Origin of the sequence: Psychrobacter sp. PL15 (assembly GCF_035984995.1) — a bacterium.
Lineage (GTDB): Bacteria > Pseudomonadota > Gammaproteobacteria > Pseudomonadales > Moraxellaceae > Psychrobacter.
This window is the reverse complement of record NZ_JAXCIB010000005.1, coordinates 141831-155070: the sequence shown is the minus strand read 5'-3', so window position 1 is coordinate 155070 and position 13240 is coordinate 141831. Positions and strand designations below refer to the sequence as shown.

9 protein-coding genes are annotated in these 13240 nt (G+C 43.2%); 6 read left to right on the top strand and 3 right to left on the bottom strand.

Translation table 11 applies throughout. From position 1 onward, the window contains the following. Positions 1 to 47: 47 nt before the first annotated feature. The 3 genes from RCH20_RS06255 to creC all read left to right on the top strand — a co-directional run bounded on the left by RCH20_RS06255 (position 48) and on the right by creC (position 4345). Complete coding sequence (locus tag RCH20_RS06255; protein ID WP_327192961.1) at positions 48 to 1409, top strand: glycerophosphodiester phosphodiesterase family protein; 1362 nt, start codon at positions 48 to 50, stop codon at positions 1407 to 1409. Between the two features lie 298 nt (positions 1410 to 1707). Then, a complete protein-coding gene (locus RCH20_RS06250) occupies positions 1708 to 2538 on the top strand; it encodes a response regulator (protein ID WP_327192960.1) in 831 nt (276 codons plus the stop codon). Positions 2539 to 2584: 46 nt separating this feature from the next. Further along, a complete protein-coding gene (gene creC, locus RCH20_RS06245) occupies positions 2585 to 4345 on the top strand; it encodes a two-component system sensor histidine kinase CreC (RefSeq protein WP_327192959.1) in 1761 nt (586 codons plus the stop codon). Between the two features lie 78 nt (positions 4346 to 4423). Here the strand turns inward: creC and aroC are convergent, their stop codons facing one another. Further along, entirely contained in the window at positions 4424 to 5527 is a 1104-nt protein-coding gene (aroC, locus tag RCH20_RS06240; RefSeq protein ID WP_327192958.1) for a chorismate synthase, read from the bottom strand. Between the two features lie 84 nt (positions 5528 to 5611). Beyond that, positions 5612 to 6796 carry a 50S ribosomal protein L3 N(5)-glutamine methyltransferase gene (gene prmB, locus RCH20_RS06235; RefSeq protein ID WP_327192957.1) on the bottom strand — a complete coding sequence of 395 codons (1185 nt, stop codon included), beginning with the start codon at positions 6794 to 6796 and terminating at the stop codon, positions 5612 to 5614. A 449-nt stretch (positions 6797 to 7245) separates the two neighbouring features. On the opposite strand from prmB, the gene RCH20_RS06230 reads away from it, so the two are divergent. Next, entirely contained in the window at positions 7246 to 8688 is a 1443-nt protein-coding gene (locus tag RCH20_RS06230; RefSeq protein ID WP_327192956.1) for a L,D-transpeptidase family protein, read from the top strand. A gap of 384 nt (positions 8689 to 9072) precedes the next feature. Here RCH20_RS06230 and RCH20_RS06225 read toward each other — a convergent pair whose 3' ends face one another. Beyond that, positions 9073 to 9318: a hypothetical protein gene (locus tag RCH20_RS06225; protein WP_209957937.1), complete on the bottom strand. Its 246-nt coding sequence runs from the start codon at positions 9316 to 9318 to the stop codon at positions 9073 to 9075. A 553-nt stretch (positions 9319 to 9871) separates the two neighbouring features. Here RCH20_RS06225 and RCH20_RS06220 point away from each other — a divergent pair. Together RCH20_RS06220 and alaS are read left to right on the top strand one after the other, a co-directional pair. Beyond that, the gene (locus RCH20_RS06220; protein ID WP_209957939.1) at positions 9872 to 10126 is read left to right on the top strand and encodes a hypothetical protein; all 255 of its coding nucleotides are present in this window, start codon (positions 9872 to 9874) and stop codon (positions 10124 to 10126) included. A gap of 182 nt (positions 10127 to 10308) precedes the next feature. Then, a complete protein-coding gene (alaS, locus tag RCH20_RS06215; RefSeq protein ID WP_327192955.1) occupies positions 10309 to 12993 on the top strand; it encodes an alanine--tRNA ligase in 2685 nt (894 codons plus the stop codon). Positions 12994 to 13240: the final 247 nt, after the last annotated feature.

Sequence of the window (13240 nt, the reverse complement as noted above, 5' to 3'; positions counted from 1 at the left end):
TAAAGTTAATAGTTATCACTTTTGCATTTTTTGTAGGGACAGTTTACATGACAATTTCAAATAATTCAGGGCCTATGCTCAATCGGTCTAAGAAAGCAGCAGTTAAAAAATTTAGTAAAATAAGTCTCACTTTATCATTGACTATTACCAGTGTTCTGCTGATAACAGGCTGCGGTAAATATAATGAATTATCGGCTGAATTTGCGCCCATTCCACCAGCCGCTGAGCCGACTCAGGATCTGGCTTATACCTATGGGATTCGGCCATTTTATTTGGTCAAGGATATGGACGATAGCCCGCTCAAAGACCAGTTATTGGCCTGCAAAGGGCAGATGCCAAGTAAGACTAACTTCTCTATTGCCCATCGAGGGGCTCCCTTACAGTTCCCAGAGCATACTTATGACAGTTATTTTGCTTCAGCACAAATGGGCGCCGGCATATCAGAATGTGATGTTACCTTTACCGAAGATGGTGATTTAGTTTGTCGCCACGCACAAAATGATTTACACACCACCACCAACATTCTCATGACTAAGTTGGTGGATCAATGTACTGTACCACCAATAATAGATGCCAATGGCATACTGACCAATGCAGAAAATATTGAATGTAGAACCTCAGACATTAGTGCAAAAGAGTTCAAAAGCCTTACAGGGAAAATGGACGCGGCCAACCTGCAAGCAACCAGTATTAGTGAATACATGGATGCCACGGTCTCATGGCGAACTGACTTATACTCGCAAAACGGTGAGTTACTGACTTTAAAAGAGCACATTAACCTAGCGCGAAGCCTGGGTATGAAGCACACTCCTGAGCTTAAAGCACCGGTGGTCGACATGCCGTTCAATGGCTATAGTTTAGACGCTTATCGTCAACAGCTGATTGATACTTATAAGACCGCTAGCGTGCCCGCAAATGAAGTATACCCACAATCATTTAATATTGAAGATCTTGATTACTGGATCAAAAATGAGCCCGCGTTTGGTGCGAATGCTATCTATTTAATGGACGATAGCAATGAAACCGCGATAGGCAAAACTTTTGATAACAACAACCCAGCCACATGGAAGCATTCATTAATAAATATCAAAGCGCGTGGCATTAACACTATCGCACCGCCGCCTTGGATATTGGTCACCGTTAATGATAACGGCAAGCTGGTACCATCAGTATATGCCGAACAAGCCAAAGCCAATAGTCTGGACATTATTACCTGGTCACTTGAGCGCTCAGGACCGCTGGCAGATAGCGGCGGTTGGTACTATAGTGGTCTTGGCGATGTCATTAATAATGATGGCGATATAATGAACTATATCGATGTATTGGCACAACAAGTAGGTGTCCGAGGAATCTTCTCAGATTGGCCTGCGACCGTCAGCTACTATGCCAATTGCAAAGGCCTGAAATAGTCTGCCTGGTAACAAAAAATCCTATTAAATTAGGAGATCAACTTAGCAACAGTTAAGTGGGTCTTTTGATGGCTGTTGCTAATTAGTAGTGTTAGTATTATTTATTTTTAGTGGGTCATAGGACAATCTAAGCATAATTTTATGCTAGGATAATTTGATAGCGCGAGTATGCAATACTTTTGGTATTTGTAATCTTATATCTGCAACCGCTTTATGACGATTTGAAGCTATTTCCAATAACTATTTCCCAACACTTATTTTCTATATTATTCATGTCTCAAATAACTGTGTAGCACTTATGACTCATATTTTATTAGTAGAAGATGATCCGGCTATCGCCATGTCTTTAAAAGTCACTTGCAAACGTGAAGGTTGGCAAATCACATGGCTAGATAATGCCAGTAGTGTGCTACCGATGCTACACAGTGAGCAAGCACAGACCCTATCAGCTATTATATTAGATGTTGGTCTGCCCGATGGAGACGGTTTGAATTTATGTCAACAAATTCGTCATACGCCTGACATCAAGGGTTTAAAAGATATTCCTGTCGTATTTTTGACCGCGCGTAGTGATGAGGAAGATCGGATTTTAGGTTTGGAAATGGGCGGTGATGACTACTGTGCCAAACCCTTTAGCCCTCGCGAATTGGTTGCGCGTCTTAAAGCCATTTGGCGTCGGGAGCAACTGCACTCTCAGCAACTGTCTACATCCAGCGCAGCGGCTCCTTTGTCATCAGTTATTCACCAACCAGCGTCACCAGAGACCACTATTAGCCACGCATCTATAAATACAGCTGTGAATATGAAGTCAGAGCGAACGTTAACCTTTGAATACCACTCTGGTATTTGGCACTATTATCCACTCAACTATTCTCTGATATGGCAAGATCAGAAGTTAGAGCTGAGTAATACTGAACGCAAGTTATTGTTAACGTTATTGAAAGCACCCAATCAGGTCTTTAGCCGTCAGCAATTACTGAGTTCTGTAAGTGACTATCCAGATCATCGCTTAGCGAGAACCATAGACAGCCATATCAAGTCCATTCGCAAACAGCTGGCAAGCGTAGACCCTAGTATCGATGTCATTCATACTCACCGCGGACTCGGTTATGCGCTGTGCCCTGCCTAGTGATTAACACTCTCTCATTTAGAATAACCATATTTAGAATAAGCGAATGACCTTATATAAACCTAATTCGGCCAACCATAAAGCCAATAACAGAGCTAAGATTAGCCAGACTAATTGGTACGCTAAGTTGCACCCTATTGGTACAGCTCAACAGACTAAGGCACCTAAAACAACTCTGAACTTAAGTATATTTTTTAGAGTTTGGTTGGCCCTCGCTTTAGTACTGATTATCTGCGGCATGGTAGTCTTTAATCAGTTATTTGGTTATGTTAAGCCTATCGCCCAGCAAGTCATTGAAGACACATTATTAGATACCAGTAAGTTGCTGGCAGCGAGTTTGCAGATGCCGTTACGCTCAGGCGAGCTATACAGTGAGGCTTATCAAACGCAACTTGATTCTGCTTTTACCGGCGCGCCAGTAGCGAATATTTTAACCAGTCCGCAATATGAACAACAAATTTATAGCCGCTTTCGAGTATATGTGACTGATAGCGATGGCACGGTCGTTTATGATTCACTACCAACGCCTGCCAATTCCGAAGGCAAAGACTATAGCCGTTGGAATGACGTCTATCTGACATTAGAAGGTGAATATGGCGCAAGAAGCACGGTGCGTGATGACTTCAAGCGTAATAGTTCAGTCATGTATGTGGCGCAACCGATAACAGATCCATCCGGCAATCTTATTGGTGTGGTCAGCGTTGGTAAGCCGGTCGCTAGTGTGTCGCCCTACCTAGACAATACGCGCCGGCGCATGTTTATGACCGCGCTACTGGTCAGTATTATCGCGCTGATCTTAGCAGGGCTAGTAGCATGGTGGCTTAAACAAAGTATTAACTTAGTCACTCAATATACGGATACATTGGCAGAGGATACTCAAAAGCCTTATTTTTATTTAGGTCATGAGCTTAACAGCTTGACCGACACTATTGAAACGATGAAGCACAGATTAGAAAACAGAGCTTACGTGACTGATTATGTACACACTCTGACTCATGAGCTCAAAAGTCCATTGACCGCTATTCGGGCCAGCAGCGAGCTGTTGGAAGATGACAGCCTAGATAATGACGACCGACAAATGCTCAGCCATACCATTAGTGAGCAAAGCGTTAAAATGCAACAGTTAATTGATCGCTTATTACTGCTAGCTAAGGTTGAGCAACCGACATTTAAATTAAATCGCCAAGCATTACTGTTATTGCCCATGCTTTATAAATTGGTAAATGAGAGTGGTGCAAAGTTACAGCAGCAACATTTAGCGCCTATTGCTATCTACGTTAACGGCAAACTGCTTATTGGCTCGCCTGAGGACAATAATGACCAAGTTATTGATCGAATATTGGTATATGTTGACCACTTTTGGTTGGTACAAGCCCTACAGAATATACTGGATAACGCCATTTATTTTGCTAATAATATCGTCACTATCTATGTTCACACTTCAACTTCGAGTACAGTGACTGGTACAGTGACCATTGATATCTTCAATGATGGCAAGCTCATTCCTGATTATGCAGTTAGTAAGATTTTTGATCGCTACTTTAGCCTATCGCATCAAAGCAGCACCAATCAAACCTCTATCCAAAATCTAAATAATGTGTCTATCAGCACCCCAAAAAAAGGTACTGGATTAGGCTTAACTTTAGTAAAACAAGTCATGGAGCACCATGGTGGCAGTGTTACTATCACTAACGTTGCAGCTGATAGCTCAAGAACACGCGATATCAGTATCTATCCTGCCATTGATCAATCCGAAGGGGTGCTCGTTAGTATGACTCTGTTGTTAACAGAGCCTATCGTTGGTTAGGTTTTTACAAGAAATATCTTATACCAGCAGTACCGTCGCGTTTTTAAGGTGTTTTAACTATTTATTAAAAAGGATAGATTAAGTAATTGAGCTTACCGGCTGCTCGACATCGGCATTTTGACCACGATGACGCAAATAATGATCGAGTAATACGATGGCTAACATGGCCTCAGCGATTGGCGTCGCACGGACACCCACACAAGGATCATGACGGCCTTTGGTGAGCATTTCAACCGCTTCACCTTGGGTATTAATACTTTTACCGGCAGTAGTGATACTAGAGGTCGGCTTGAGTGCAATACTGACACGGATATCTTGCCCTGAAGAAATGCCACCTAAAATACCGCCAGCATGATTGGCGGTAAAGCCATCTGGCGTTAATTCATCACGCGCACTATGACCAAATTGCTCAGCGACTGCCATACCATCACCAATTTCAACACCTTTTACCGCATTGATACTCATCATAGCATGAGCAATCTCGGCATCTAATCGATCAAATACTGGCTCGCCCAAACCTACCGGCACCCCACTGGCAATGATTTCAAGACGCGCACCACAGCTAGTACCTTGGCGGCGCAGGCTATCTATCAAGGTCTCAAAGCGACTAACAGCCTCTTTATCCGCACAAAAGAATGGGTTACTATTGACAAAGTCCCAATCAATTTTACTTGAGTCTAGAACCTGACTTTTTTCAGGACCTATTTGAGTGACATGTCCACGAACTTGTACTCCCAAACGATCTTGTAAGTACTTTTTGGCGATCGCGCCAGCAGCGACCCGCATTGCCGTTTCGCGAGCTGAAGAACGCCCACCGCCACGATAATCACGAAAGCCATACTTCATGCTATAGGTATAGTCAGCGTGACCAGGACGAAAAGTGTCTTTAATCTCGGTGTAGTCTTTAGATTTTTGATTGGTATTGCGAATGAGTAGACCAATAGACGTGCCTGTGGTTTGACCTTCGAATACGCCAGAGATAATCTCAACCTCATCGGACTCACGACGCTGGGTCGAATATTTAGAGCTACCAGGCTTACGCCGATCTAAATCAAGTTGCAAGTCTGCTGCGCATAGCTCTAAACCTGGCGGCACGCCATCTACAATGGCCAGCAGTCCGGCACCATGTGACTCACCACAGGTGGTCACACAAAAAAGCTTTCCAATACTATTGCCTGCCATATCTGTCCTTAAACGAGTTAACTCTATTGATTGGTCGTGGTTATTGGCTTCTATACCCCACTCTTGACTGTCTAGCCACAACTGTTAATGGCTGTTATCTAGTAACTGTACATAGCTTGCAAACAGCTCACGATGTTTCATCAACTCATCAAAAGTGATTGCAAATACACCATGACCACCGTGTGCAAATTTTAGCCAATCAAACTGAATATCTGGATAAGCCTGGCTCAATGCCCACTCGCTATCGCCCACTTCACAAACCAGCAAGCCTTCAGGGCTAAGATAATCTGCAGCCTCGAATAAAATATGATGTACCAATTCTAATCCATCTTGGCCAGCAGCTAGCGCATGTTCAGGCTCATATAGAAATTCGGGCGGTAAATCTGCCATAACCGCCGCATCGACATAAGGCGGATTGGTAACGATCAACTCATATTGATGCTCTGCTGGTAGCTTAGCAAACAAATCAGATTCGATCACATTGACTTGATGACCCAGATCATGATGGTCAACATTGACCATTGCTACTTCTAATGCCCCTTTGTCAATGTCAACAGCATCAACCAACGCGTCAACAAAACGTGTTGCCAAAGCAATAGCAATACAGCCTGAACCAGTACATAAGTCTAGGATGCGCTCTGGTTGTGACAACTGTTTCATATCAAGGCCATGATCGTAGAACGCTGCTGGCTGATCGTTGACTGTTGCCCCAAGCCGCTTGGCAAGCTCATTAGCATCGAAGTAAGGATAAAACTGTTGACGAATCAGCTCTGCTACGGGTGAGCGTGGAATTAATACCCGCTCATCAACATAAAAAGGTAAATCACAGAAATAAGATAAGTTAATCAAATAACTCAGTGGCTTACGCTCAGCGATACGCTCTTCTAATAGGCTCAGTACTGCCTGCTTTTCTGAGTTGGTCAGACGACAGTCCAAAATCTGGTCATTCGCTGACCAGTCTAAAGACAAAGTATGCAAAACAATCGCTGCCGCTTCAGCAAACTCATCCGTCGTTCCTTGCGCCACTACTACGTCATAATTGCGCAGCTGCGTGACTGAAAAGCGAATAAAGTCGCGAATGGTAAACAGCTGCTCGCGCGCTTCTTCAAGCTCTGCATGCAGGGACGCAAAATCGCTGTGCTCAGTGTGAAGTCCGGTATCACCCGTCTCTAGATCGTGACCCAGGTTGTGCTCTAATTCTTGAGACTCAGGGTCACTGAAATATTGATTCTGAAAGTCTTTTGCACTCATGATCTGGTCTTCTGGCATATTGCACCTTGTTAATATTGGTCTTGTTAATATTAATTATGAATGTATTTGCTACGTTTGGGCTGATTAAACGGCTTTAAATTACTGGCATACATATTAGATAAAAACGGTCTAAGCATTATAGACGCAAACGTTAGACAGCGCCAATCACTGTGGTCTTTACTTTAATAAAAAACTATTTTAATAGAAGATAACTGTAATAAAATAGAGCGTTACTATACTAAGTTAGTATAATAAACAGTAACTTGAGTAGAGTGTTACTTTAACAAAGAGTATGTTTCATGCCGTACATTACCCAGACCATAACTCAATTATCACCACATTGTAGTGGATACGTCAAAAAATGACGCTTGGCACTCTATATGCAAAAAAAGATGTGTCAAAAGTTTGCGAAGCGCCCAAATTATGCGCATAATAGCCCCATTAGTAGCAACCAACTGTGACTTAATATGATGAAAATAAAGCTCCTCGTTACCTCTATATCTATTGCTATTCTTACTGCTAGTGTTAGCGTTAGCGCGCTTGCTGCTCCCGATGGTAAAGCTCGTACCTTGCCGGTACGCAACGTCGACAGCCTGCCTAATCTTGCTAAATTAGCTAGCCTCAAGGTGCAAGAAAACCGTAGCAGCTCAATCGATGGTCGTGCTCAAGTAGCGGCGTCTACGGCCAAGCCAAAAGCTAAACCTGCTGCTAAACCCAAATCAGCTGATCGTATGACTCAGTTAATTGATGCCAAACAAAATGACCAATTAAAAACAGCATCCCAGGCAGTCGCTGCTGACAATATGAGCGCAGAAGAGCTGACGCGTAAAGACGAACAATCTGATAGCACTGACGATATTAGTGAAGGTCAAGCCTTCGCCGCTCCTATCAACGCCGCCTCTATTGACTCATCAGACCCTTTGTCCTTTGAGCTGCCTGATCATGAACAGCGTCAAGACTTTAGTGACGACCCTACCATTAAAAATATCGAAGATAAAGATGGTAAAAGATATACCACACTGAATCTGTCTAGTTATGCCAAACAAGTAAATGATGCGGCATGGTCACCCAATATGAAAGTCAACTCGGCGATGACGATCAAAATGCAAGCCCTACTAGATTGGAACCATGCCTCACCTGGGCCTATCGATGGCGGTTGGGGCATGAATAGTAAAAAAGCCTTAATTAACTTCCAAACTATGAAGGGTCTACCAGCAAACGGTAAAATGGATCAAAAAACTTGGGCTGCCTTGATTAAAAATGTGCCGACTAATAAGCCAGTTTTAGTCACTTATACGATTACTGACGATGACATTAATACTAACTTTGCAGTCATGCCTACCACTTCAGAAGCTAAGTCAAAAGTGAAAGGTCTGTATTACCAAGATATTAAAGAGATGCTTGGTGAGCGCTTTCATATGGACGTGCGTTATCTTGATAAGTTGAATAAAGATAAAGCCTATCAAGCAGGCGAAACGGTCACTGTGCTTAATGCCCGTCCAGCGCTCAAGCAACGTATTAACCGTGTGGTCGCTAACAAAGCCGACAAAACACTTTACGCTTACAATGATGACAAGCTGGTCGCTACCTATCCAACCACTATTGGTAGTGACAGCACACCATCACCACAAGGCACCTTCAAAATCGTTAATAAAGTGAAAATGCCATGGTATAAAGCCACCGTTGGTGAAGGCGACCAGAAAAAAATTCATATGCTACCACCAGGACCGAATAACCCTGTAGGTGTGGTATGGATGGGTTTATCTAAGCCCTCTTATGGCCTACATGGCTCGCCTAAGCCCGAAGGTATCAGTCGTCAAGCCTCAGCAGGTTGCGTACGCTTGACGAACTGGGATGTGTTAGAGGTCTATGCCAATATTGAAAATGGCGCGACGGTTGTACTGAACTAATTGCAATACAGTTAAACTGAGCTGGTCGCAATATTGATGGTGTCAAATATATTTATAATGACAAATAACGCTTTTTGCTAAGGCCTGGTTTAATTCCTTAAGAAATATTAATTACAACAAAAAAACAGCTCCTTTTTAGGGGCTGTTTTTTTGTTGCTTATTTTTTACTATCTAGTTTTTACTATCTGGCATTGTCAAATATAAGGGGCGATGCTGCTTGTTCGAACGAGCGTGTTAACTAACGCGTTTTCTTATACTTAAACGCTATAGTCAATGAGAAGTAATATCGATATAGAACCTACTGCTGGCATACATTTTTCTTACTTGCTGTGCCTACGCAGACAGAGGCTGCAAAAAGCTTATACCAGCAGTACCGTCGCGTTTTTAAGGTATTTTAACTATATAACTTTCTTCGTTATCAGTTTTATAACCTTCTTCATTACCAGTAATGCTACCGATTTTTTTGGTGAAGTGCCAGGCCGCAGGAATAGATATTAAGATGCCCGCTACCACCGCCATTTGAATATGTGGAATTTGATCAAATCCGGTTACCAATGCTGTAATCATCAACACGCCCATACTAACGGTTGCTGCTATCGAATAGATCACAGAGAATAATGGCCAGTTCATAATGTAATCCTTATAATTGATGTGGGTATAATACCTTTATACACTAAACCCACACCAATAGTAAGTCTTTCCCATAAGCCCTTACGGTCGTTATATTACCTAACATTTTAGTAAAGCCATGTTAATGTTGGGGTTATTGATCAATAACCTATGTAAAAATATTTTTTTCATTTAGGTCTTTTTAAAAAATCTCTATTTCTATGCTGGTTGGCTGTCTTTATTATCTTTAAGTATTTTATCAACTCAACTGATACGACTTTATTGGTCGTACCTACATGCTCGGTGCTTGGCAAAAAATTCATACGTGGCTAATGATTTATCATTACAATAGTGCCTGTCTTTTATTTTATTCATAAAGCCTTGTTATCATGACCTCATCTACGAATACTCCACCATCAAAAAAAGAGCCAGACTCTCAGTCTTCAGCTCATACGTTAGATAATGATGAAACTGGTAACAGCAATGCAAGCAACCTTTTACCAATGCTCGACAACAGACCTTTGAAAGTAATACCAAAGAAACCATTAACCGTTACTTTATAAACAAGGGTAACGTGCTGACCAACACCCAATTTACTAATGTCAATGGCTATCAAACCATACACGCTGTTATTCGCGGCGAGACCACCCCTAGCTCATACGATGTGCGCCGGATTGAAGCGACTATTACTCAAGACATGGCGGATAATTTTCCCGAGTATTTACCCATAAAGTTACAGCTGCGCTATCTACCCGTACAAGTGATTGAGTCCGATCCAATGATTCAAGATAAACTTGATCAGACTGATGCCGCGATTTTAACCAAGTGATTTATGTACTGTTCTTTATCTAGACCCACGGAATAACGTAGCAGTGTGTATATGGTTTACCAAGAGCTGGGGTGATTGTGCTAAAATCGCTTGCAAAATTATTTAATCTGTTTTTGTTTTATTGTGGTTGTTATTCAGTTATGCAATCCATCACTCATTCCATTCGTCAGTAAGGAGCCGCTGTGAGCCAGCCATTTCGCTCAGCCGATATTCGCCAAGCTTTTATCAATTTTTTTATAAGCAAGCAGCATACCCCCGTCCCCTCATCGAGCCTTATCCCGCACAATGATCCGACATTATTATTCACCAATGCCGGTATGAACCAGTTTAAAGAGACCTTTTTGGGCATGGAGCCTCGCGATTATACGCGAGCGGTGACCTCACAAAAATGTGTGCGCGCTGGTGGCAAACATAATGATTTGGATAACGTCGGCTATACCGCGCGACATCATACCTTCTTTGAAATGTTGGGTAACTTCTCTTTTGGCGATTATTTTAAGCAGACAGGTATTGGCTATATTTGGGAGTTTCTGACTTCTGCTGATTGGTTGGCGATCGATAAGGACCGCTTGTACGTCACCATCTACGAGACCGACGACGAAGCGTTCAATATATGGCATAAAGATATCGGCGTGCCAGCGGAACGTATCATTCGTATTGGTGACAATAAAGGCGCACCCTACGCTTCTGATAACTTTTGGACCATGGGTGACACGGGTCCTTGTGGTCCTTGTACCGAAGTCTTTTATGACCACGGCGCGGATATCGAAGGTGGCTTGCCCGGTACGCCTGAAGAAGATGGCGACCGCTTTATTGAGATTTGGAACTGTGTCTTCATGCAGTTTAACCGTCAAAAAGACGGCACCATGCTACCGCTACCCGCGCCTAGTGTTGATACTGGTATGGGTCTTGAGCGTATTAGTGCCATCATGCAAGGCTTGCACGGTAACTATCAAATTGATTTATTTACTCATTTAATGGATGCAGCAGCGGCCATTTTAGAGATTAGTAATGAGCAGCAGTCGTCACTAAAGGTCATTGCTGATCATATACGTGCGGTATCATTTTTGATTGCTGATGGTGTTATGCCGAGCAATGAAGGTCGCGGTTACGTGCTACGCCGGATTATCCGTCGTGCGGTTCGTCATGGTAATAAACTTGGCGCAGAAAGTGAGTTTTTCTATAAAATGGTTGCGCCTTTAGTCGCTGAAATGAGTGATGCTTATCCAGAGCTTAAAGACCAGCAAAGCGTAATTGAAAACGCCATTCAAAAAGAAGAAACTCAGTTTGCTAAGACCTTAGCGCAAGGCTTACGTTTGCTGGCCACTGAACTTGAAGGCTTAAAAGATGGCGATGTTCTATCTGGTGAAGCAGCATTTAAACTTTATGATACTTATGGTTTCCCGCTTGATTTAACCGCTGATATTACGCGTGAGCGCGGTATTAGCATCGATGAAGCTGAATTTGATGAACACATGCAAGCGCAACGTGAACGCGCCCGTGATGCCGGTAAATTCGACGTCGATTATAGTAGCGTCATCCAGGTAGATACCCCAACCACCTTTATTGGCTATGAGCAATTAAACGACGATAATGTCAATATCGTTGCCCTTTACCAAGATGGTCAAGCAGTCGCTGGCTTAGAAGAAGGTATGGAAGGGGTTATTGTCCTCGATCGTACGCCGTTTTATGCCGAAGGCGGCGGACAAGTTGGTGAGCTGGGTGAAATTCGTAGCGCTTCAGGCGTCTTTGAAGTGCAAGATACCAAAAAGTCTGGTCAAGCCATTATTCATTATGGCGTTGTCACTATGGGTACCGTTAGTGCAAGCCAGGTGGCTGAGGCGCAAGTACTCTCTAGCATTCGTGCTGCCAGCGCCAAAAACCACTCTGCCACTCATTTATTACATGCGGCCCTACGCCAAGTCTTAGGCGCGGCAGTGACTCAAAAAGGCTCATTGGTCTCCAGTGACGTGCTGCGTTTTGACTTCTCTCATGATAAACCGGTTACCAATGCTGAAATTACTCATATTGAACGTTTGGTCAATGAGCAAATTCAAGCCAATACCCCAGCTTATATCGAAAACATGTCTATCGATGAAGCCATGGATAAAGGCGCAATGGCGCTATTTGGCGAAAAATATGGTACAGACGTTCGGGTCCTGACTATGGGCACGGCTTCGGGTACAGACGGTATGGTTGATGGTAAACGCCAACCCTTCTCGATTGAGCTATGTGGTGGTTTGCATGTCCAACGCACTGGTGATATTGGAATATTGAAAATCACTAGTGAGTCAGGTATTGCCTCAGGTATTCGGCGAGTTGAAGCCGTTACGGGTATGAACGCCGTCAAATATATTCAGCAAAGCGAGCAGCAATTAGGCGAGTTGGCCAGCCAACTTAAGGTCAAACGCCCAGAAGTGGCGCAGCGCGTCCGCACCATGGCAGACAAACAGCGCGATCTTGAAAAACAACTTGAACGCTTAGAGCAAAAAATTGCCAGCGCTCAAGCGGCTAATTTACTCGCTGACGTGCAGACTATTGCAGGTACGCCAGTATTGATTAGTATCTTGAGTGGTGTGGATGGTAAATCGATACGTACGTTAATGGACGATGTCAAATCCAAACTGCCCGATAGTGTGATTGTACTGATTGGCGACAAAGATGAGCAGTTAGCATTGGCTGCCAGTGTGGCCAAATCTGTCACTAACCGCGTCAAAGCCGGTGATATTATTCGTCATTTGGCGGGCGAATTGGGTGGTAAAGGCGGTGGCAAACCTGATTATGCACAAGGTGGCGCTCCAAAAGCGGCAAATACCTCAGCAGTTATCAGTGCCCTTCCTGTGTGGCTTGAATCGCAGCTTGGCTAAATCGCTGGTTTAATTTTTGTGCAAAATACTAGACTGCTGCGTTTGAATGAGGCAATTACTTATAAATTTATGAGCAATTGCTCTATCCAGCCCCCTGCTGTGGCTTAAAATGTCGGCGCAAATATGGTATAAAGTACAGCGGTTCGTTAATACGTCAATTAATAAGACGGTCAATAAACAGCAGCGTAGTTTTTATAATCCGGCTTCCTCGTTATTAGCATTGATTTAAAGCGATACAAATCTGCAT

Excerpts from the sequence above, each read along its gene's own strand:
- creC (WP_327192959.1), top strand. The coding sequence starts at position 2,585 with ATGACCTTATATAAACCTAATTCGGCCAACCATAAAGCCAATAACAGA.
- RCH20_RS06230 (WP_327192956.1), top strand. The coding sequence starts at position 7,246 with ATGATGAAAATAAAGCTCCTCGTTACCTCTATATCTATTGCTATTCTT.
- aroC (WP_327192958.1), bottom strand. The coding sequence starts at position 5,527 with ATGGCAGGCAATAGTATTGGAAAGCTTTTTTGTGTGACCACCTGTGGT.
- prmB (WP_327192957.1), bottom strand. The coding sequence starts at position 6,796 with ATGCCAGAAGACCAGATCATGAGTGCAAAAGACTTTCAGAATCAATAT.
- RCH20_RS06255 (WP_327192961.1), top strand. The coding sequence starts at position 48 with ATGACAATTTCAAATAATTCAGGGCCTATGCTCAATCGGTCTAAGAAA.
- RCH20_RS06225 (WP_209957937.1), bottom strand. The coding sequence starts at position 9,318 with ATGAACTGGCCATTATTCTCTGTGATCTATTCGATAGCAGCAACCGTT.
- RCH20_RS06250 (WP_327192960.1), top strand. The coding sequence starts at position 1,708 with ATGACTCATATTTTATTAGTAGAAGATGATCCGGCTATCGCCATGTCT.